Origin of the sequence: Aggregatilinea sp. (assembly GCF_036822615.1) — a bacterium.
Classification (GTDB): Bacteria; Chloroflexota; Anaerolineae; order Aggregatilineales; family Aggregatilineaceae; genus Aggregatilinea.
Map to the genome: position 1 here is coordinate 44,770 of NZ_DAISHJ010000008.1, position 22,335 is coordinate 67,104.

Annotated in this window: 16 protein-coding genes; 9 read left to right on the plus strand and 7 right to left on the minus strand. The window is 59.8% G+C overall.

The window, feature by feature from the left end; all coding sequences use genetic code 11:
* Positions 1 to 6: 6 nt before the first annotated feature.
* The 3 genes from V7116_RS04570 to V7116_RS04580 are packed head-to-tail and all read left to right on the plus strand — an operon-like array spanning position 7 to position 4,916.
* Positions 7 to 2,277 (plus strand): DUF5703 domain-containing protein, encoded by a 2,271-nt coding sequence (locus V7116_RS04570; protein ID WP_324390704.1) that lies wholly within the window; start codon positions 7 to 9, stop codon positions 2,275 to 2,277.
* Positions 2,278 to 3,528 carry a ribulose-bisphosphate carboxylase large subunit family protein gene (locus V7116_RS04575; protein ID WP_324390705.1) on the plus strand — a complete coding sequence of 417 codons (1,251 nt, stop codon included), beginning with the start codon at positions 2,278 to 2,280 and terminating at the stop codon, positions 3,526 to 3,528. It abuts the gene before it with no gap.
* Positions 3,528 to 4,916: a four-carbon acid sugar kinase family protein gene (locus tag V7116_RS04580; protein ID WP_324390706.1), complete on the plus strand. Its 1,389-nt coding sequence runs from the start codon at positions 3,528 to 3,530 to the stop codon at positions 4,914 to 4,916. Before V7116_RS04575 ends, V7116_RS04580 begins: the two co-directional genes overlap by 1 nt.
* Before the next feature lie 77 nt (positions 4,917 to 4,993).
* On the opposite strand, the gene V7116_RS04585 is transcribed toward V7116_RS04580, so the two are convergent.
* Positions 4,994 to 6,502, minus strand: a complete 1,509-nt coding sequence (locus tag V7116_RS04585; RefSeq protein WP_324390707.1) for a hypothetical protein — start codon at positions 6,500 to 6,502, stop codon at positions 4,994 to 4,996.
* Positions 6,503 to 7,735: 1,233 nt separating this feature from the next.
* On the opposite strand from V7116_RS04585, the gene V7116_RS04590 reads away from it, so the two are divergent.
* Together V7116_RS04590 and V7116_RS04595 are read left to right on the plus strand one after the other, a co-directional pair.
* Entirely contained in the window at positions 7,736 to 8,509 is a 774-nt protein-coding gene (locus tag V7116_RS04590; RefSeq protein ID WP_324390708.1) for an ABC transporter ATP-binding protein, read from the plus strand.
* Positions 8,506 to 11,490: an ABC transporter permease gene (locus tag V7116_RS04595; protein ID WP_324390709.1), complete on the plus strand. Its 2,985-nt coding sequence runs from the start codon at positions 8,506 to 8,508 to the stop codon at positions 11,488 to 11,490. Before V7116_RS04590 ends, V7116_RS04595 begins: the two co-directional genes overlap by 4 nt.
* A gap of 115 nt (positions 11,491 to 11,605) precedes the next feature.
* On the opposite strand, the gene V7116_RS04600 is transcribed toward V7116_RS04595, so the two are convergent.
* Positions 11,606 to 12,613 (minus strand): LacI family DNA-binding transcriptional regulator, encoded by a 1,008-nt coding sequence (locus V7116_RS04600; protein ID WP_324390710.1) that lies wholly within the window; start codon positions 12,611 to 12,613, stop codon positions 11,606 to 11,608.
* A gap of 340 nt (positions 12,614 to 12,953) precedes the next feature.
* Between V7116_RS04600 and V7116_RS04605 the strand changes: the two genes are divergently transcribed.
* From V7116_RS04605 to V7116_RS04620, 4 genes are all read left to right on the plus strand, one after another.
* Positions 12,954 to 14,210: an ABC transporter substrate-binding protein gene (locus tag V7116_RS04605; RefSeq protein ID WP_324390711.1), complete on the plus strand. Its 1,257-nt coding sequence runs from the start codon at positions 12,954 to 12,956 to the stop codon at positions 14,208 to 14,210.
* A 132-nt stretch (positions 14,211 to 14,342) separates the two neighbouring features.
* Positions 14,343 to 15,266 carry a carbohydrate ABC transporter permease gene (locus V7116_RS04610; protein WP_442891765.1) on the plus strand — a complete coding sequence of 308 codons (924 nt, stop codon included), beginning with the start codon at positions 14,343 to 14,345 and terminating at the stop codon, positions 15,264 to 15,266.
* A complete protein-coding gene (locus V7116_RS04615; RefSeq protein ID WP_324390713.1) occupies positions 15,266 to 16,126 on the plus strand; it encodes a carbohydrate ABC transporter permease in 861 nt (286 codons plus the stop codon). Before V7116_RS04610 ends, V7116_RS04615 begins: the two co-directional genes overlap by 1 nt.
* Before the next feature lie 108 nt (positions 16,127 to 16,234).
* On the plus strand, positions 16,235 to 17,740 hold the full coding sequence (locus V7116_RS04620; protein ID WP_324390714.1) for a DUF5060 domain-containing protein: 1,506 nt from the start codon (positions 16,235 to 16,237) through the stop codon (positions 17,738 to 17,740).
* A gap of 417 nt (positions 17,741 to 18,157) precedes the next feature.
* Here the strand turns inward: V7116_RS04620 and V7116_RS04625 are convergent, their stop codons facing one another.
* The 5 genes from V7116_RS04625 to V7116_RS04645 form a co-directional block, all read right to left on the minus strand.
* Positions 18,158 to 19,174: an FAD:protein FMN transferase gene (locus V7116_RS04625; RefSeq protein WP_324390715.1), complete on the minus strand. Its 1,017-nt coding sequence runs from the start codon at positions 19,172 to 19,174 to the stop codon at positions 18,158 to 18,160.
* Between the two features lie 11 nt (positions 19,175 to 19,185).
* Complete coding sequence (locus tag V7116_RS04630) at positions 19,186 to 19,413, minus strand: hypothetical protein (protein ID WP_324390716.1); 228 nt, start codon at positions 19,411 to 19,413, stop codon at positions 19,186 to 19,188.
* The gene (locus V7116_RS04635; RefSeq protein WP_324390717.1) at positions 19,377 to 20,585 is read right to left on the minus strand and encodes an FMN-binding protein; all 1,209 of its coding nucleotides are present in this window, start codon (positions 20,583 to 20,585) and stop codon (positions 19,377 to 19,379) included. Before V7116_RS04635 ends, V7116_RS04630 begins: the two co-directional genes overlap by 37 nt.
* A gap of 6 nt (positions 20,586 to 20,591) precedes the next feature.
* On the minus strand, positions 20,592 to 21,932 hold the full coding sequence (locus V7116_RS04640) for a tetratricopeptide repeat protein (protein WP_324390718.1): 1,341 nt from the start codon (positions 21,930 to 21,932) through the stop codon (positions 20,592 to 20,594).
* Between the two features lie 91 nt (positions 21,933 to 22,023).
* The gene (locus tag V7116_RS04645; protein WP_324390719.1) at positions 22,024 to 22,332 is read right to left on the minus strand and encodes a hypothetical protein; all 309 of its coding nucleotides are present in this window, start codon (positions 22,330 to 22,332) and stop codon (positions 22,024 to 22,026) included.
* Positions 22,333 to 22,335 lie beyond the last annotated feature (3 nt).

Consider the following 22,335-nt stretch of genomic DNA (forward strand, 5'->3'; position numbering starts at 1 on the left):
GCTTCGATGGCTCGGCCTGAGGGGGTGCGGCACTACAATCCGGTTTGGGAGAGTCAAAGCCTGAATTCTTCCGAGTCGATGCCGTGCGGCGGGGGCGATATCGGCCTGAACGTCTGGGCGGAAAACGGCGACATCCTGTTTTACATCGCGCGCAGCGGGACGTTCGACGAAAACAACTCGATGCCCAAGCTGGGGCGGGTTCGCGTCCGGTGTTCCCCGAATGCGTTTGAGGGCGGGACGTTCAGGCAGGAACTGACGCTTGAAACGGGCGGCATCACCCTCAGCGGACAGCATGGCCCCCTGGTTACGGACGTTCGGATCTGGGTGGACGTGTTTTCGCCGGTGATTCATGTCGAGGTGGAAAGCAACCAGGGCATCCGCCTTGAGGTGGGGTACGAAAACTGGCGGTTTGAAGACCGGCTGCTGCAGGAAAACGAAAGTTTCGGCAATTCCTATAAGTGGGCCCCGCCGGAGGGGTTAACGACCAAAAAGGACGAGATTGGCTTTCAGGGGAACGCCGTGCTGTTCTACCATCGAAACTGCGGCGAGACCGTGTTCGACGTGTCGGTGCGGCAGCAAGGCTTGGAGCCGGTCAAGGATCGGTTGTTCGATCCGCTGAAGGATCTGACCTTTGGGGGCACACTGATTGGGGATGATTTTGTCCCGGCGGGCACGGCGGCAGGCGTCTATCTTTCGTCGGCGTACAAAAGCTGGAAGCTCGAGAGCAGGGTTCCGGGCAAAGAGCACGCATTTGCCATCTACCTGCACACCGGGCAGTACCGGGATCAGAGGGATTGGACCGCGGCGCTGGATGCGCTGATTGCAGACTATACCGCGAAAAAAACAACGGTACGCAGCGACACGATCCGGTGGTGGCGGGCCTACTGGGCGCGCAGCTTTATCTGCATCGCTCCCGACGGCAAACACGAAGACCTGCCCCAGTGGCAGGTCGGGCGGAATTACCAGCTTTTCCGGTATATGCTGGGCTGTAATGCGTATGGCCGTTATCCGACCAAGTTCAACGGCGGCCTGTTCACCTACGATCCCCAGTTCGTAAACCCCGAGCGCCCCTTCAACGCGGACTTCAGAAACTGGAGCGGCGGCACCTTCACGGCCCAAAACCAGCGGCTGGTTTATTTCCCCCTGTTCAAATCGGGCGATGGCGATCTGCTGAAACCCCAGCTTGATTTTTACAACCGGATTTTGGGGAACGCCGAGCTGAGGAGCCGGGTGTATTGGGGGCATGGCGGGGCCTGTTTTACCGAACAGATCGAAAACTTCGGGCTGCCCAACTGCAGCGAATATGGCTGGAACCGGCCCGAAGACCACGATCCCGGCCTGATGTACAACGCATGGCTCGAATACCTGTGGGATACGTCGCTCGAATTCTGCCAGATGGCGCTGCTGCTCCACCAGTACACCGGGGCGGATATCTCAGACTATATCCCGCTCATTGAAAGCTGCTTGACCTTCTTCGACGAGCACTACCGCTCTCTGGCGCAGCGGCGCGGCACAAAACTGCTGGACGAAGACGGGCACCTGATCTTGTACCCCGGCTCGGCGGGCGAAACGTACAAGATGGCGTATAACTCGACTTCCACGATTGCCGCGCTGAAAACGGTGGCTGAGGGGCTGCTGGAACTGCCGGATCCCATGTTGAGCGGCGAGCAGCGCGAAAAGTGGGCGAAATTTCTGCGGCGGATCCCGCCTATCAGCTTCCGCGAATGCGGCGGACACACCGCGATCGCCCCGGCAAAACTGTGGGAGCGCGTCAACAACGTCGAGTCGATACAGCTTTATCCGGTGTACCCGTGGCGCATGTATGGCGTCGGCAAGCCGGATCTGGATGTGGCGCTCAACACCTATCACTACGATCCCTATGTTCGACAGTTCGCCGGGCACGCCAGTTGGAAGCAGGACAATATTTTCGCCGCCTGCCTGGGCCTGACGGAAGACGCGGCGCGCCTGTCGATCCTGAAGCTTCAAGATTCGGGGCGGCGTTTCCCGGCGTTCTGGGGGCCCGGTTTTGACTGGGTGCCGGATCATAACTGGGGCGGGTCGGGCATGATCGGACTGCAGGAGATGCTGCTGCAAACCACGGGCGATACCATTCACCTGTTCCCCGCGTGGCCGACGGATTGGGACGTTCACTTCAAGCTGCACGCGCCCCAAAATACGTGGGTGGAAGCCGAACTAGCCGGCGGGAAAGTCACGATCATTGACGTGCAGCCTGAATCGCGCAGAAAAGACATTGACGTGCTGATCGGTGGAAACTAAATGGAACGGCTCAAAGCGACTTACCTCATCGAAACACCGCACAACGTGGAAAAGGCCGCCGCAGTGCTGGCAGGCGAGCAGTCAAGCGGGACGTTCGTGGCAGTGCCGGGCGAAACGGACGAGTTGAAAGCGCGATTCGCGGCGCGCGTGGAACAGATCGAAAGACTGGACGAGGTGCCGGAACCCAGCCTGCCCGGCGAGCGTGTCGGCAACAGCGCCTTTACGCGGGCCAGAGTGACTGTGTCGTGGTCGATCGAAAATTTCGGCTTCAACGTCCCGGCTCTGATGTCAACCATTCAGGGCAATCTGTATGAGCTGCGACAGTTTACCGGGCTGAAGCTGGACGATTTCGAGCTGCCGGAGTCATATGCCGACCACTTCAAGGGGCCTGCCTTCGGGCTGGCAGGAACCAAAAAACTGGCGGGGGTCGAGGCCGGGCGTCCCATGATCGGCACTATCATCAAGCCCAGCGTCGGCCTGACGCCGGAATACACCGCCGATCTGGTCAAAACGCTGGCCGAAACCGGGATCGACTTCGTCAAAGACGATGAGCTGATGACCTCGACCGCCAATTCTCCCTTTGCCGTCCGGGTCGAAAAAATCATGGCGGTCATCAACGACTTCGCCCAGAAGACGGGCAAAAAAGTCATGTATGCCTTCAACATCACCGGCGACCTGGACACGATGAAAGCCAACTATGAGACGGTGCTCAACGCGGGCGGGATGTGCGCGATGGTCAGCATCAACAGCGTGGGGTGGACGGGCGTCAAATCCATCTGCGACTGGGGCGCGCTGTCCATCCACGGGCACCGGAACGGCTGGGGCATGTTGAACCGGCATCCCCTGTTGGGGATCAATTTTCCCGCTTACAGCAAGCTGTGGAGGCTGGCGGGGGTCGATCAACTGCACGTGAACGGCATCAAAAACAAGTTCTGGGAATCCGACGATTCCGTGGTGCGCTCGATCAAAGCCTGTCTGACGCCGTTTTTGAACAATGATGCGATTCTGCCCGTTGTGTCGTCGGGGCAGTGGGGCGGGCAGGCCTTTGAGACGTACGCAAGAACACAGACTACGGAACTGTTGTACATGGCGGGCGGCGGCATCATGGCCCATCCGTCCGGCCCTGAAGGCGGGGTCAGGGCGCTGCGGCAGGCCTGGACGGGAGCCGTGGACGGGTACACGCTCGAAGAAACGGCAGCCATGTATCAGGAATTTGGCGAATCGGTGGAGAAGTTCGGTAAAGGCGGCTAATGGCTGGCGAACAGTCCCTATCACTCGCTTTTTACGGCGACGATTTCACCGGGTCTACGGATGCGTTGGAATTCCTGAGCCGCGCTGGCATCAGGACCGTCCTGTTTCTGGACGATCCGATCCCGGAAAAAATCGAGCGTTTTGGGCGGCTCGATGCGGTCGGCGTCGCGGGCATGACGCGCGCCATGGTCCCGGATGACATGGCCGACACGCTCAGCCGGGCGTTTGCGGTGTTGGGCGAGCTGAAGCCCCGGCACGTCCATTACAAGGTCTGCTCCACGTTCGATTCGTCGCCGGAGATTGGAAACATCGGCACCGCGATCGAAACCGGCGTCCGGATTTTTCAGAACGAGTTTACGCCCGTGCTGGTGGCTGCGCCTCACCTGGGGCGCTACTCGGCGTTTGGCAACCTGTACGCGCGGATGGGAATCGGCAGCCAGGGCGCTATCTACCGGCTGGACCGGCATCCCTCGATGCGGGCGCACCCCATCACGCCCGCATCGGAGAGTGATTTGCGGCTGCACCTCTCGCAGCAGATCCAGGTTCCCATGGGGTTGATCGATCTGGTCGATATTGCGAAACCGTCTAGCGAAATCGCTGCCAAGCTCGATGCGGAAATCGCTGCCGGAAAAAAGATCATCTTTTTCGACGTGATGTACGAAGATCAGATGGCCGCCATTGGGGAAGTCCTGGATCAAAAGGCAGGCCAGAAATCCCCGTTGTTTTCGGTCGGGTCATCCGGCATCGAAAAAGCCCTGGGCGATTATTGGGCACACCAGGGGGCATTCAGCCCCCGCCGCGAGTGGGAGCCTGTCGCGGAATGTTCGCCCATGCTGGTGCTGTCGGGGAGCGTTTCGCCTATCACCGCCGCGCAGATCGAGTGGGCGGTCGCGCATGGGTTTGATGAAATCGAAGTGGCCGCGCAGATTTTAGAGGGCGAGGCCCTGGACGGCTTCGTCGCTGAATATCAAGAGGCCATTGTGTCGAGCCTGCGGAGGGGCCGCAGCGTGATCGTGCATACGTCCAAAGGCCCCGACGACGCGCGAATCGCTCAGACGCGATCGATTTGCGCCGACAGGGGCTGGGATGAGCACACGCTGAGAGCACAAACCGCCCGGATTTTCGGCCAGGTGTTGGGACAAGCCGCGCGAGGCGCACTGGAGCAGGTTCCGGTCGAGCGGCTTGTGATTGCAGGCGGCGACACGTCGAGCTTCGTGGCGCGGCGGCTGGGTATCGAGGCGGTCGAGATGATCGCGCCTCTCTTTTCGGGAGCGCCTTTGTGCCGCGCCTTTGCGCCCGGCTCGCCCGTCGATGGGATCGAAGTCAATCTCAAGGGCGGTCAGGTGGGCGACGACCATTATTTTGGCGTGCTACAGAAAGGAAAGTAGCCACGCCAAGCGCCTTGGAGAACCGGCCAATCCACACCTGAAAGCCAGCAGCGAGCCACGGCCCGATCTGACGCCTGTTACGATCCGGCCTGGGGCGGGCTGATGGTCAAAAAAAGCACCTGTATCCCACCGGTCGTAGACGCCAAAACCACGAGTTCACCATCGTCATTCATGTAGAAATCGATGGGTATATCGTTTGTCCATTGATTGGCCGCTTCCGTTTCTGAGGAAAGGCCAAGCGCACCCCACGAGAAGATGCCAAGCAGTTGACCATCCGCATCAAGATGCAGAATTGCGGGATGGGCAATCGGCAGAAACGATCCCGGGTACACTCCCACCACCATCGTGCCATCTGGTAGAAACCTAAAACCGGACACATTTCCGATCGTGACTTTGTTGAGGGCGATGTTGTCCTTTATCAAATTACCTGCTGTGTCGAAAACGCGTATCCCATTATTTCCAGAATCGAGAAAGTACAGCAGCCCATCTGGCCCGATTTCAAGAGCGCCTCGCCCTTGAGGAATCACATATTCACCCTGACCAACCAGGAATTGATACTGGAATTCGCCCTCGGAAGACCATACTTGAATCCATGTTTCGGTTTCTTCGAGGCCGATGCCCGGGTTATTCTGACTTTGAGTGGTCATCGTATACAGTAGATAGACCTTGCCGTCCGCATCCGCAGCGATCTGACGCAGATCGTCTGGCAGTTCATCAGAACGTATTTCGCCCAGCCGTGTGCCATCAGGCATCAGGTTGAGGAGATAGTCGATGGGGCCGTCAGAATTTTCGGCTTTGCGCACCGGCACCCAGATGCTTCCATCGGGCGCTGGATACAGGGTGCGCACGTCGTAACACTCGTCCTGTTCGGCGGTGCTGATGATGCTGCCTTCCAGAGACACTTCAACGATTTGACCACATGGTCCCCAGCCAAGAATGTGCGAGTCGAACAGCGCCGCGGGATGAATGGACTTGGATAACAGGGTTTCCGAAACATCAATACTGGTGCGGACCGATGCCGTTTCCAGCGCTACTTCATCACCTACCTTCAAAGAGGAACCCATTTCAACCAGGGCGTTTTGTAGATCGGTCATTTGCCCGATCGAACTCGTTGCGAACAACAGGATATATCGTTCAATTCCGCGCTGCTCATCCGGGTATGGAACGACCAAGTTCAGTGCGAATTCGCCAGTTTCCGGATTCTCTGCTTGATAGAGCAGCTCTTCCCGCTGGTCTGCCATGTCAATAGAAGTGGGTTCACTGATGGGCTGTGCCCAGTTGGGCAGCACACAGCCGACGAGTTCATCCGCGGCTGCCCGGCGAGAGTCCGGTAGTTCAAAGGTATCGCACAAAAAATAGATCATGATGTCCGGCAGGATCGCGACATAACTCTCTTCCTGCAGGTTGATGAACGCTGCGCCATTCGATGTCTCTTGCACTGCCCACCCATCAGGATAGTTCACGCTGATAGGTACATCTTGCAGCAGAAAAACGTGGGTGTTTTCTTGCGTATCTTGCGCATGGGAGATGTGCGAATAAAACAGCGGAAGTGTCAACAACAAACTCAACACAACTCTGCGCAGCATGTGTTTTCCCTGGCGTGTGTTCGGTATGTGAAGAGAGACAACAGGTTGATGGAGCCGCATCTAACGTTCTCCGTTGAGGTGATAGATAGAAACGAAAAGCTTTCCGGTTTCGGCGCGCCCGGATTTTCGATCTACGAGCAGGAATGCGCGCAGGAGAAAGAAGTATCGTTTCATAATTCGGGCTTTCAAGCGTGCGATTTTCCTTATTATAGAATAGGTTTCGATCTTGTAGATCGCTGTCGCTACATTATATGTCAATTAAGGGCTGATCGTCGGATAACTCGCGCTAAAATGGAATTAAACATGATGTGACAATTGGAGCGCTGCGTATTCAGCGATCACAAGCGGTCGTGTTATGTGATTCACGATAACACGAAGGAGCAGCAGAGCTTTGCGTTGGATGCTGCAGCTGCATCACCGCGTCTCGCTGCGATTGAGGTTTGCTTATAACCCTGTAGATCGCGGGTTCAATGCGGTCGCATCGGCGGTGACTACGAAAAGCCGGTTGGGGTGGGAGATCTGAAGGAAAAACAGAAGTTCGCTCGTGCGATGCTGCCCGGGAAGAATAGCGATCCCGGTTGGCATCCGGCTGAGTTTTTGTCAGCGTGGGTAAGTCCGCCCGGTCTGGTATTGGCCGCGTCAGCGATGGAAGCCCCTTAAAGGCCGCACGGTCCCTGCCTCGATATCAAGCTCAAACACGCCCGCATCCCCCGCTCACCGGAACATTATTTGTATTGGTGCTCCATCCGAGGCCGAACCCTTCGACCTGGGAAAGATGGGAAGGCTGTCGCGGCCCAGAGCATATTTCTTATGCGAAAAAAGGCTTATACTAAGAGAAAAATGATGCTTTGAAGGTTTAAGCGAGAAATCCTTATTGCCTCCCATCACACCAAGTGATTTCTCCTCTGAGCCGAGAGACCAGGGACCAGACTTCAGGCGCAGCATCGCCGCCGCCACGACCTGCCATCCACAGCCGACCCGGCTGCGGGCCAGTCCAGAGAAGCGAGGCCAAATGAACACACCGGATACAGGAAGGCGTCCCTGGCTTAAGCGCTTCCCTCCTGGCCTGCAAAACGACATCCTGGTTAAAGCGCCTCGCTATGGCAAGGGCCATGCTGGCTTTGATGGAGGCACTCATTCTGCGCGCCGGGCGCGAGGTTATCCCACTTTTGTGAACAAGATCTGCATGTTCGACTGAACGCGCTGCACTGTGCCCAAAACAGGGGGGAAAACGTGGCGACAGAGAATGGTTATATCGTTCAGACGTTCGACCTGACCAAAGACCTGCAAATGGGTCAGGTTACCATTCAGGCGCTGCGCGGAGTGACGCTCAACGTGCAGCGCGGCGAGGTGCTGAGCATCATCGGTCCCTCTGGGAGCGGCAAATCGACACTATTGGGTCTCGTCGGTGGGCTGGACAGTCCCACGGCGGGCCGCATCCTGCTCGATGGGCAGGACATCACCGCGCTTGGCGAGCGCGAACTTACTCGTATTCGCAACGAGAAGATCGGCTTCGTGTTCCAGTTCTTCAACCTGATCCCGACGCTCACCGCCGAAGAGAACGTCGCGCTGCCGATCCTGGTCGCGCGCCACCGCCCGGATCACCCGTCGAGGCGCGCCCGAGATCTGCTCACCCTGCTGGAAGTGGGCGACCGCCTGCATCACCGTCCCAGCCAGCTTTCGGGCGGGCAGCAGCAGCGGGTCGCCATTGCCCGCGCGCTTGCGAATAATCCGCCGCTGCTCATGTGTGACGAGCCAACCGGCAACCTGGACACGGTGTCGGGCGCGCTGGTCATGCAGGCGCTGCATGACGTCAACGAAGAAATGGGCACCACCATCATCATCGTCACGCATGATATGGACGTCGCCTCCCAGGCGCACCGCGTGATCGCCCTGGTGGACGGCCAGATCGCGGACGAGTACGATCCGCGTTCCAGCGCCCAGCGCGCGGGGCTGGAAATTCTGCGCCAGGGACGCCACCTGGACAGCGGGAGCACAAGCTCATGATCGGGCGACTGTGGTTTTATGTCCGGCATTCTCTGAACGACTTGCGTGTCAACCGCCAGCGTTCGTTTTTTGCCATGCTGTGCATCGCTGCCGGTGTGGGAGCGATCGTCAGCCTGCAAACCCTGGGCGTGATGATCAACAAGACTTTGACGGGCAGCTTGCAGGAGAGCAATCGCGGCGACCTGCGTCTGGTGCCCAACGACGATTGGGGCAGCGTGATCATCGAACAAGAAGACTCGATGGAAAGCACGGTCTTCACGGCGGACGGCGTCGAGCGCGTCCGGCGGTGGTTCGACGAACACTATCCCGGCGCGGTGATCACGTATCGCCAGTCGCTCAGCGGGTTGGGGGCGGGGTGGAGCGCCTACGACCTCGATCGGGACACGAGCAAAGCGCTCATCATCGGCTTGATCGTGGACGCGCAGGTGTATCCGGTGTACGGCCAGGTGCGGTCGCTGGACGGCGGCACGCTGGACCAGTTGCTGCAGGGACCGGGCGACATCGTGCTGTCCCAAAACCTGGCCGAACCGTTGGAAGCCGAGATTGGCGACGAGATCCGCATCGCGGGGGCCAGCGGCTCGTTCATCCTGCGCGGCATTGTGCCCACCGATGCCGAAGCGGGATTCCGCAATTCCGCGACAGGCTTTTTGGCCGGGATGTTTGGCTTCTACTATCTGGATCACAGCGCGACGACACAGTTCGCGCAGACGCAGCCGGGCCTGAGCGGCGAGCTTTACGTCCGGCTGGCCGATCCGGATCAGGTGGACGTGGTGCAGCGCCAGTTTCAGCGGGCGTTCTGGGCGGTCAGCGTCGCCAGCACGTCCGATCTCAACGAGCAAAACAGCGCCATCTCCGGGGCATTGGACAATCTGGTGGTGACCATGGGGCTGGTTTCCGTGCTGATCGGGGGCATCGGCATCATCAACACCATGCTGGTGATCGTCAGCCGCCGCACGACGGAAGTTGCCGTGCTCAAGACGCTGGGCCTTCAGCCCGACGAGATCACCATCCTGTTCATGATGGAAGCGCTGATCATGGGCGTGCTCGGCAGTCTGCTCGGTATCGCGCTCGGCTGGGGGCTGGCCCTGGTTACCAAAGGCTTTGCCGAAACGTTCCTGGGGCAGTCGCTGGCATTCGAGGTGGCGTTCAGGCCCGCGTTCAACGGCTTCGTGATCGGCGTGATCATCACGGTCGTGTTCGGATTCCTGCCGACGCTCGCCGCCGGGCAGATCCGGCCCGCGCTCGTGCTGCGTCCCGGCGACACGGTGCTGCCAAAGGCGGGGCGGGTGAGTGCGTTTGTGGCGCTCATCGCGCTCGTCATGGCGCTCAGCCTCGTGGCGCAGGGCCTCATGGGTGATCTTCTGGATGGGATCACCTATCTGCATACCATCACCACAGCGATCGGCGCGGTATGTGGTGCGCTGATCGCGCTTTCGCTCGTGATGACCGACTACCTGTCGATGCGCGGGCGGCGGCGAGGGCGGCATTGGCTGACACATTTCCTGGGCTGGATCGCCATGCTGGCGGTTCTCCCGGCGGGCGGCGCAGTGTTTGGCAACCTCGTGCCCGCGATCCTCCTGGTGACCCTCACCGGCGTATTCGTGACCTACCTGTACATCATCTTCTGGGTGATCGTCTGGGCCGCAGGCGGCGGTACGTTGTCAGAGATTCGCGCCGGGCTGCTGCTGTTCGTGATTCCGCTGTTCTGGCCTCTGATTCCGCTGCTGTTGGTGATCGCGATCCCCGTGTGGCTGCTGGGCCGGTTGATCCAGCGTTTCGCGTTCGTGGACCTCAAGATCGCCATGCGTGGGATGCTGGCGACCAAAGGGCGCGGAGCATCGACCCTGCTGGCGCTGGTGATCGGCATCTTCACCCTGAGCGTGATCACGATGCTGGTGGACAGCATCACGAATGCGTTCGAGGACCTGCTCGAAGAACTCAGCGGCGGTAACGCGATCGTCTTCGCGGCCACCGGCAGCACTGAGATGATCGACACGCTGCGCACGACACTCGACGGGCAAAGCGAGAATTTGAACGGCTACGCGATTGTCGCGGCATACAACGGCAGGCTCATGAGTTACTACGATGCCAGTGCAGGTCGTGAGATCCGCTTGCAGCCGTGGGTGGCCGAGTTCCTTAACCCGATCAGCGGGCGCGACATCAATGCCAATCTGCCTGACGCCAAGTTCGAGGCGGGCCGCAATCTGGACCCCGCGATCGATAACCAACCGGATGCGGAAGGCCGGTGGCCTGTCGTCGTTCAGCAGTATGACCCGGAAACCGGGGGCGGCCCCGGCCCGGAATTTGGTGTGGGTGATGTTATCACAGTGCGACCCGAATCCGGCAGCGAGCCGCTCGCCTTCGAGGTGGTGGGCGTCATCTCGCAGTCGGGCATCTCGATGGAAGGCGCACAGATCTATGCGCCGCTGGCCGCCTTCGGGGGCTACCAGCCGAACGAGGTGACCGCCGTGCTGGACATCCGCGAATCCGAACTGCGTTCGGTGCGACGCGCGCTGGCCGAGGTTCCCGGCGTGTTTATGATCGAGACGCGCTTCGTGAACGATCTGGTGAACCGCATCGTCGACCAGTTCACGTCGTTCCCGATCCTGGTCGCGGCGCTGTCGCTGTTCGTGGGCGGCTTCGTGATCGCCAACTCGGTCGCACTGTCTACGATGGAGCGCCGCCGCGAAATCGCCGTGATGAAGGCCGTGGGATGGCAGCGCGAGCGCGTGCTGGGCATGCTGCTGCTGGAACACGGGCTGTTGGGCTTCATCGGAGGGCTGATCGGCGTGGGGATCAGTTTTGTGATCCTGCTGCTGGTGCTTTACCAGATGTTCCGGGGTGACCTGGGGAACAAGATTCCCTATGGCATCGCGTTCGCCCTGATGGGGCTGTGCATTCTCATTTCCCTGGTAGCCGCCATTGCTTCGGTCTGGACCGCTTCGGGCGAAAAGCCGCTCAATACGCTGCGGTACGAATAACGACCGGCGCGGTACGACGCCGGGGGTGCAGCTCCGGCCATAACGCAAGGGCGCGAGGGTGGTCAGCCAGGGCTAACCAGGGCAGGGCGCGGTCGCTGGCCGCTGCCACGCGGCGCTATGTCGCGCGGCAGGTGCTCTGGCGTACGATCAGTTTGGGCGTCAGGACGCGTTGGTAGCGCGGTGTTTTGGGCTGCTCGATCAACGCCACCAAATATTCGACCACCAGTTCACCCATGGTGTGGAAGTCCTGGAACACGGTCGTCAACGGCGGCGCATAGAACGGCGTGTGCTCCACGTTGTCGAAACCGACAATGGAGATGTCCTTGGGAACCGCAAGCCCGCGCTCGCGGAGTGCGTGCAGAGCGCCCATCGCCATTTCGTCATTGCCAATGAACACCCCGGTAAACGGCTCGCCGTGGTCGAGCAAACGCATCATCGCATCGTAACCGCTGGCAACGCGGAACGTCCCCGTTTCTGAGGGGCCGGGCTGCAGGCTGTGGTTTCTTAACGTCGCCAGCCAGCCTTCGTGGCGCAGATTCGCGTCGAGCACGTCGTGCGGCCCGCGAATCTCAGCGATGCGGGTATGTCCCAGCTCGATCAGGTGCTCGACGGCCAGTTGTGCCCCAAACCGCTGATCGCACACGACGGACGGCACGCGCGCGCCGACGGCAGTCGCAACCTGCACGAACGGGATGCCGTGGCACATCTCGGTCAGGACTTCATCGCTGACATTCAGCTCCGGCATGGACGGAATCAAGATCAGCCCGTCAACCGACCGCGCCGCCGCATTATCGAGCGCTGGCGCAAAATCGGCAGCCGTCACTGCCGAGAACATGACGTGATAGCCCCGCTGCCGCGCCGCCGCGCTCACGACCTCTTTGAACGGGCCGCTGTAATAAATGTCCATGGTGATCACTTCCAGCAGATTCGAGCGCTGGGAAGCAAGGGTTTGCGCGGCGCGGTTAGGGGAATACCCGAGATCGGCCATCACGTGCAGGATTTGTTCGCGCGTCGCGTCCGAAACACCGGGACGGTTGTTGACCACACGCGAAACACTCTGGGCGGAAACGCCAGCGACACGCGCAACATCACGAACGGTAGGGCGTCTGGTTGGTTGGGGCATAAGTCGTCGCTCGAATACTTACGGACGAAACTCCACAATGATAGTATACGTTATCGGTAACTGAAAAGACAATCTCGCCACGGCCTGCTGTTGGAGTGAATCCGCCGATGGCAGGTTTTTGTTTCGCTCAAAACTATGATTGACTCAGTTATGCTTCGATCGTATCATACAGTTACCGGTAACGTTATGGATGGCCGATCTGGCGGAAATGCGAGGCTGCGTGGCGCTGTGTGAGCACCGGACAGCGTGTGCCGGACAGCCTGCAAGATCAGCCGGAGCGGAGCGCCATCAAAAAACCGGGTAGTACGGCATGTTGAATATATATTCTAAGGAGTGCACGATGTCTAAGAAGTTTCGTTTTTTGGGCAGTATTCTGATCCTCGCAGCTCTTCTTTCAGGTGCTCTCGCATCTTCCTTCGCACAAGACGAAACTGAAATCGTTTGGTGGCAGCTTCAGCACAACGATCTTCAGGCAGAGGCGTTTGCGCAGATCATCGCTGATTTTGAAGCCGCAAATCCCGGCGTGAAGATCACGATGGAAACCCGCGACATCGATCCGCAAAAAGAAGCGCTGCGCGTGGCGGCTGGCACCGATGCCTTCCCTGATATCTACTTCATGTGGTCAGGGCTTGGGCTGGGTGGCGAATTCGTTGACGCCGGAATGAGCGCGCCGCTGGACGATTATTATGCGAGCTATGGTTGGGACGAACTTCTGTCGCCGCCGGCTGTTGCCGCCGCGCAGCAATATGGCGACCACTATCATGGCGTGATGTCCGAAATTCACGGACAGGTCGTCTATTATCGCAAGGACCTTTTCGAAGCCGCCGATATCACCGAAGAACCCACGACCTACGAAGAATTGATCGCTGCGAACGAGAAGCTGGTTGCGATTGGCGTCGCTCCCATTCAGTTCGGCGGCACAGTCAACTGGCACCTGATGCGTCTGCTCGACAACCTGCTCGAAACCACCTGCGGCGTAGAAACGCACGACGCGCTGAAGGCCCTGAAAGTCAGTTGGGCAGAAACCCCCTGCGTCACGGACGCCTTCAATGAACTGGCGCTGTGGTCCGATAAATACATCGTGGAAGGCTTCGAGGGCCTCGATAACTCCGAATCCACCCAGTTGATGTATGCGGGCATCGCGGCCATGGCCCTGGAAGGCGACTGGATGAATGCGGCGTTGATCGCCGATGGTCAAGATCTGGATAACTACGGCATCTTCCTCTTCCCGACCGGAACGGGCCGCCTCTATTCCTTTGCGCAGGGCAACTACATTGGCGCGAACAGCGAGAACAAAGACGTTGCCGCTGCGTTCCTCGATTATTTCTCCTCGACCGACGTGCAGCAGCAGTATCTGGGCGTGTTTGGCTCCATCTCGGTCAATCAGGAAGTGGTCACCCCGGAAGACGCGCCTGACCTCGACAAAGAATGGTCGACCATCTTCGCCGACGCGACCGGATCTTTCCAGAACGCTGACCAGGCTTTCCCGCTCGAAATCACGACCGAATACTGGCGCATTATGAACCTCGTATCGATCGGCGATCTTGATCCGAACAACGCCGGGGCAGAGTTCCAGAAATTCATCGACAACCTCTAGGAAGCGTCGCCAGGGTGTCGCCGTGGGTTCCGCATGAGTTTCTGGCGACATCTCAATAATAAAAATCCGGGCTGGGGTTTCGACCTCAGCCCGGGTGTTTGGAGTCGAAAAATGACCGAATCGCGTACCAGGATGTTACAAGGCGCACGGCACACGAATAAACGCTTTGGGCCGTCCTCTTACACAAGGCTGGCCGAAGCCCTCCCGTTTTTGCTGCCCGCCCTCATCATCTTCGGCACTTTCACACTGTACCCGCTGGTGGACACTATCCGGCTGAGTTTTATGGAGTGGAATGGGTTCTCGGGCAGCCCTGTCACCTTCGTCGGCTTTGACAATTACGACTACGTCTTTACCAAGGATCCCGTGTTCTGGACAGCCGCCAAGAACAGCATCATCTGGGTGATGCTTTCGCTGCTGATCCCGACGACAGGCGGGCTGCTGCTGGCGCTTCTGCTCAACCAACCGGTCCCCGGCAGAAACATCTTCAGGACGATCTACTATCTTCCCGCCGTGCTCGCGCCGATTGCCGTCGCTACGATGTGGCGGTGGATGTACAACCCCTATTTCGGCGTGGTCAACTATCTTCTGAAGACCCTGGGCCTGGAAAGCCTGAAACAGCCGTGGTTAAGTGACCCCGATATTGCGATCTTTTCCGTGTTCGCAGCCTCGGCATGGGTCGTCACCGGCTTGAACATGGTGCTGTTCCTGGCCGGGCTGCAGAACGTTCCGCCAGAGCTGAAAGAGGCGGCAAGGGTCGATGGGGCGGGGCAGCTCAACGTGTTTCGCCACGTGACCATTCCCAGCCTGAGACCCACGCTCATTATCGTTATCGCGTTTACGATCATCAATTCGCTTAAGGTCTTCGACCTCATCGTCGGTATGACCAACGGTGCGCCCGCGCAATCCACGCAGGTATTGGCCTTGTGGTCGTATACGCAATCATTTGGCAACCACGCTTTCGGCATTGGCAATGCCATCGGGACGGTGCTGCTCGGGCTGACCCTGATCATCGTTATCCCCTATCTGGTGTGGTCACTCAGGGAGACGGGTGAATAATGGCAACGACGACGATGAGGCTCAGAAAAAAAGCGCCCGCATTCCTGACGGCCAGTTTTTGGACGAGCGCCCGGCTGGTGATTGCGCTGATCTGGGCGGTGCCGTTCATCTTCATGATTTTCACCTCGCTGAAGTACCAGCCCGATATTTTCAGCACGCCCGCCTTCGCGCCACCGCCCAAATTCGCCTGGGAAAATTATACGGACGCGATCGAGCGCGGCGATCTGACGACCAGTATCACCAACAGCCTGGTTATTGCCGTATTCAAAGTGCCGCTTGGTCTGTTGATTTCGTCAATGGCGGCCTTTGCCATCGCCAGACTCCGCGTGCCGTACGCCAAGCTCATTCTGGGCCTGTTCGTGCTGGGCACCATGGTGCCGATTCAGGTTGCGCTTGCGCCGCTGTTTCGGATTATTCTCAGCCTGGGGCTGCTGAATACCAGGGTGGGGGTGATTCTGCCCTACATTGCGTTTGGTATTCCGTATCAGGTGTTCATGCTGTACGGATTCTTCGTCGCCATTCCGCGCGATCTTGATGAGGCTGCCCGAATTGACGGCGCATCGAATCTGCAAATCTTCCTGCGGATCGTGCTGCCTCTGGCAAAGCCCGCCCTGGCCGCGCTCTTCGTACTGGACTTTGTGGCGACATGGAACGAGTTTGCCATCGCGCTGGTCATTTTACAGCGCCAGTCTACCTGGACGGTGCCGCTGGCACTGCAGAGCTTCAACACTCAATATACCAGCATGTATGGCCCGCTGAATGCCGCGATCATTATCACGATCTTACCCGTGCTGGCAGTCTACTTGTTGTTCCAGCGATACTTTGTCGAAGGAATTTTCACCGGTGCGATCAAAGGCTGAGGCGGATTTTGGCCACGTGGCGCAGGCGATCCATGCACGCGCACCCCTGGCAGGAACACGAAGTAACGTTGCATATGGACGATCATCATAACAAGGAAAGAGAAGACCGTGGCCTTCCCAACCACCGTTGAACAATGGGGCATCTTTGAGCTTGAACTTAACGGCCCGCATCATGGCAATCCGTTTCTCAGTGTGAGTTTTGGGGCGGAATTCCGGCAGGGCGACCGTCGCATTTCGGTCAACGGATTTTACGACGGCGATGGCTGCTACCGGGTGCGGTTTATGCCGGATGCAGCCGGTGAATGGCAGTATACGACGTACAGCAGCGCCCCTGAGCTGGCGGACTATAGCGGGACATTCACCAGCACTACCCCCGGCGAGCGCAATCACGGCGTCGTGCGCGTGCGCGATACATACCATTTTGCGTACGACGACGGTACACCCTACTACCCCTTCGGCACGACCTGTTATGCCTGGACACATCAGGGAGAGGCGCTGGAGCAGCAAACGCTGGAATCGCTGCGGCAGGCATCGTTCAACAAAGTGCGCATGTGCGTGTTTCCGAAGCACTATCCCTACAACGAAAACGAGCCTGTTTATTACCCGTTCGAGCGCGATGCGGCAGGCGAGCACGATTTTACGCGCTTCAGCCCGGCCTTCTTTCGCCATCTGGAACAGCGCATCAGCGATCTGCTTGAGCTGGGCATCGAAGCGGACGTCATCATCTTCCACCCCTACGATCGCTGGGGCTATGCCGGTATGGACGAGGAAAGTGATTACCGCTACCTGCGCTATCTGATCGCGCGGCTGGCCGCTTACCGCAATGTCTGGTGGTCGCTGGCGAACGAATACGATTTTCTGCTGCAAAAGAAGCCCATCGAGCGCTGGGACCGCTTCTTCGAGATCTTGCGCACCGAAGATCCGGTTCAGCATCTGCGCTCGATTCACAACGGCGACATCAATATGAATTACGACCACACCAAGCCGGGTGTGACACACGTCAGCATCCAGAACTGGGACGCGAAGCGTGTGCGTGAATGGCGCGCCACTTATACCAAGCCGGTGATCAATGACGAGCTGGAATACGAGGGCAACATCCCGTTTCCGTGGGGCAACATCACCGCCCAGGAAGTTGTGCACCGCTTCTGGATCATGGTTTCGAACGGCGGTTATGCGGGGCACGGCGAAACCTACGAACACCCCGAGGATCTGCTGTGGTGGGCCAAAGGTGGCACGCTGCGCGGGGAAAGCTGGCAGCGGATTGCGTTCCTACGCCAAATCGTCGAAGAAGCTCCGGCGGGCGGCCTCAACCCGATCCAGAATGGGTGGATCTGGACGCGTGTCTCCGGCGGCATGAACGGCGACTACCGCCTGATCTACCTGGGCGAGCACCAGCCTTTGGTGTGGGAATACGGGCTGCCGGAAGGAACCGATTTTGCAGTGGATATCATCGACACCTGGAATATGACCATCACGCCCAGCACGCTTCGCCCCACACGGCCTTATCCGAATATGGGCCCGTTTCCTATGAAACGCCCAACGCATGAAGTCGTACTGCCCGGCAAGCCCTATCTGGCGATTCGCATCCGGCCATCAGGTGGTACACCCGCTTAGAGGGATAGTGCGACTCTGCCCGAGACCCTGACGAATGCGCGCAGCGAGATAAGCTGCGCGTTTTTGCTGCGGGGTCAAAAACCGGTCCAAAGGGAAATGGGAGGTGGAGGAAAGTTTGAGCCGTCTGGCTGCTCTTTCGCCCGCTGTGCTTGTTGAGCTGGCTGGGATGAACGGTACACTCTGGCTAAACGACAGTGGATGCGCGCGCTGCCCGCTCGGGGAGAATTCGATTATTCAGCCACGATGCGCCCCTGCTGGCACCAGAATTCGAAACGACGTGTCGCCGTTGATGCCCAACCACAACACGACATCGACGAGCCCGGTTAACACTGGCGCTTCGAGCAGGGGCGGAGAAGCGGATAATTCATCCGCTGCCTGATCCGGCAGCCTTCGCAGCAAGTCGATGCGTCGCCCGGCTCAAGCCGTGACAAATCCCTCCGATTTCCAGACCTGCGCGTCTTTCCCCACCAGATAACCTTCGCTGCCAGGGAAGCGCTTCAGAGTCGCCAGCCCCTCGTCTGGCCCCAGGACCATCATTGCGGTTGCCAGCGCATCCGCCAGGACGCAGCGATCCGCGATCACGGTCGCACTGGCGAGCGTTGGCGCGGAAAGCCCTGTTCTGGGATCGAGGATATGGTGCAGCGAAAAATCGGAGGTGTAGGGCTGCATATAATCCCCGGACGTCGCCACGGCTTTGTTCACGATCTCGATCGCGCCGAGAGAAGGCGCGCCATCCGCGCGCGGCGCCTCGATGCCGATCCGCCACGGACGAGCCTGCTTCTCCCCCGCGCCGACGAGATCGCCGCCCGCCTCGACCAGCACGTCCGTAAACCCGTGTGCACGCAGCACCTGCACGCCCTCATCCACGATGTAGCCCTTGGCGATGCCGTCCAGTGTGATCGCCATGCCGGGCCGCTCGAACACGACGCGGCTGCCGTCGAGCGTCAGCCCGGCACAGCCCACGCACGCCCGCGCCGCCTCGACGGTTTCGGCATCCGGCAGCGGACCACCGCCTGCCAGCGCCGCCTGATACAGATCCGTCAGCGGCTTGATCGTCACATCGAATGCGCCGCCCGTCCGCGCCGCGATTTGCTGCGCATCGGTCAGGACGCGTGTCAGGTGTTCGCTCGCCCCGTCCAGCGATCCCGTGCGATTCAACCGCGAAAGCTGGCTGTCCGCGCGGTAGTGGCTCAAGATCGCCTCAAGCGCCTGCATGTGATCCAGGCTCGCGCTGACTGCGGCCCGCCCAGCCCGCGCATCCCGAGTAATCAGCGTCAGGTTGATCAGCGTGCCCATTAGCAGACGCGTTTCGGAGACCGCTTCTGCCGAATCGGGCCGGTCCCAGCCCAGCTTGTACGCGGTCGCGCCGCCGATGCCTGCCGCCGCCACAATCCGCAGGAACGCCCGGCGGCTAAATGTGCGTTTCGGAGTCATATGCGCCATGCTTACGCATCTCCCGCCATGTCGCTGTGATTGTAGTAGGTCGGGACGGGGCGCGGCGTCGCCGTAATCGTTGGCACATACGCGGCGTTACCCTCTCCCGCATCCGTATCCAGCGTATCCGCCACGTTCATCGCCATCTGTACGATCAGCAGACTCATCGTGACCACGGCAAAGGCCACGATCAGCAGCTCGATCAGGCGGTCCTTTTTCGTGGGTTGATCTTTTCCCATAGCTCTTTCACCCATTGACGAATAACGCGAATGAGTTCCACCACCGAATCGATCGGGCACAGGTAGTGGCACCACGGACGCTTGACGAACAGCGCGATCACGAGCACCAGCCCCAGCACCACGAATTGCAGCGTACTGCCTACGAAGCTGAACAACGTCCCGAAGATTTCGAAGCTCGCCAGCCCCGGATTGCGGTAGAAAACGCCCAGCAGGATCGCGGCCAGCGCCAGCAGCCGCTTGGCCCAGGTCAGCCAATCGCGGTGACGGCGCAGCGGGTACACCTTCGCGCCGCCGATGAAGCCCAGGCATTCCTGCGCCGCGCCAAACGGGCAAAACCATTCGCAGTACGGGTTCTTATTATCGACCGTGAACACGAACCCGCCAAGCAGCAGATACCAGTACAGGTTTGTCTGCCACTGCGGCCAATAGCCTAAAATGAGCTTGGCGAAGTAGGCCAGCGTCAGCGGGGCGTTGTAGAGGAAGCCCAGCACAATCATGCCCACCAGCATCGATCCCCACCGCGCCTGTTTTTTGTACTTAAATTTACGCTGGTGGCCGAAGAATCCGACGGCGAACAGCGCCAGGACCGTGATCTCAGGCACGCCAAACGTGATCGATGGCGAGTTCTGCGCCGGGACTTCCAGCCCCAGGTGCGTCGCCGCCAGACGACTGCCGTCCAGTGCGGCCTCGGCCAGCCCGCGCGACGTGTACGTTGCGCCGGTCACACCATCCACGTCCTCGCCCAGCTCGAACGGTGCCCGGTACGATTTGCCGGACAGCTGATCGATGAAACCGGCATCCTCGACGCGCTTGAACCACGCGGGCGTCTCTTTGCTGCTGACCACGCTCAGCCCGGTGATCTGTCCTTCCAGGTCCACCGCGACGGCCAGCTCGACCGGTCCGCCATATCCGTTCGCCGTGCCGATCGCCACGTAGCCCAGCCGCTCCGATTCACCGGCTCCGGCCCAGGCCGCGTAAACGCCGTTCTCCACGCGCGTAAAGTGATCCGCAGCGGGCAGCGCCTCCCGCACCGAGCCCATCAAGTCCCGTTCGGCCCGCGCCGCGCCGATCACCCATACGACCGCGATCAGGCTCAATGTCACCAGCGCCAGAATCCGCTCAATCTTGCGCTTATTCGGGCGCGGCTTCGTCCCATTCCCAGATGACGCCATGCTCACCTATCCCAGCACCTTGAGTTCGTCCAGCAGCGCCTGGGCGCGCGCTTTGCCCGGCTCGTCCTGGCTGCGTCCATAAACGTCGATGGCCCGCGTACAGCATCCCTCGGCCAGATCGACCTCGTTCAGATCCAGGTACGTCAGCGCCAGCATACACAACTGCTCGCCTTCCAGCCCGGCCAAATCGGACCGCCGCGCCAGATCCAGCGCCTTGTTGTGATAGCGCAGCGCATCGGCAGACTTTCCTTGTTCGGCATAGACGACGCCGATGCGCCCCACCAGATACGCTTCGTCTTTGGCCCGCTGAAGCTGGCGAGCGGCGTTTAGCGCCTGCCGGTACGCGTCCAATGCCGCGTCGAACTGCCCGGCTACCCGGTACGACTCGCCCAGGCTGATCAGCAGATCCAGCGTTTTGTCCGCGTCGGGAATCGACCGGGCCAGGGCCACGGCATCCTTCAATGTGTCGTGCGCCAATGCCGCGTTCTCCAGCCGGAAAGCAGCCAGCGCCCGCGCTTCCAACAGCGCAAAAGCCGCCTTATGGTCGCCCTGCTGCCGGGCCAGCGTGATACCGCGCTCGCTGTGCTCGATGACACGCTCCGCGTCACCGAAGCTGGCGTAACACTCGACCAATCCGCGCAGCGCGATCAATTCGATCCCCGGCAGATCCCGCTCGCCCTTGAGGGACAGCGCCTGTTTGAACGGCTCCATCGCCTCGGCATACCGGTCCTGCCACTTGAGGACCGTGCCCAGGTTGACCAGATGCTCCGCTTCCGCCGGGACGTCGCCTAATTCATGCGCGAGCGCGCCCGCCCGCTGAATGTACGCCGCGGCGTCGTCCAGCGCTGCCGACGCGGTGCTGGCGTTCCCCATGACGGCGGCAACGCTCATCTGACGCCGCCGATCGCCCAGATCCTCGGCGAGCCGCCGCGCGTGGCTGAGCTTTTGCAGCGCGATCACCGGCTCGCCGGACTGCACCAGAATCTGCGCCTCGGTGAGCAGCGCATCGCACTTGATGCCCGTATCCTTCAGCTCGTCCGCGAGTCGCGTGATCCGGGTCACCGCCTCGTACGCCGTGTGATAGCGCTTGATATCCTGATAGGCCATCGCCTGCGCGCTCAGGACCTGCACCTGCACCGTCCGGTCGTCCAGGTCTGCGGCCAGCGCCAGCGCTTCGTCGAATACCGTTATTCCCGCCTCGTAGTCTTCCGTTTCGAACTGCGCCAGGGCCAGATTCGTCAGCGCGAGGACGATCGCATGCCGGTCATCGTTCTGGCGCGCAGCCTGAACCCGCTCCTGCCACACGCGCAGGCGGGCCTGTACCATCTCCTGTTGCTCTGTGCTCATTGTCATCTCTGTTGGCAGCATAGCGCGCAGCAGGGCACGGGGAACGAGCCGGTCAGTCCCTCCCCGTGCCGCTGCGTCAATCGAGCCGGAATTAAGCTTCCGACTTCTTTACGGACTTTGATCCAACACCCATCAGACGCCACAGGCCGACGCCCAAAATCAGGCAAATGACCAGCCCAAACAGCATGATCTTCAGCCCGGCGCTGGCTTCGTTTTCGCCCGCCAGCGTGCCGTAGGTGTACAGGCTCATGCAAACCATGCCGTACCAGATCAGCGCCAACAGGCCCTTCCACCACGTCAGCACCCAGCCACGATCCTCAGCGAAGGCCTTGAACGCAAAGCCGATCAGCACGAGGATCACGCCCATCAACATCCAGAAGACGTCACCACCAAAAAACATAGC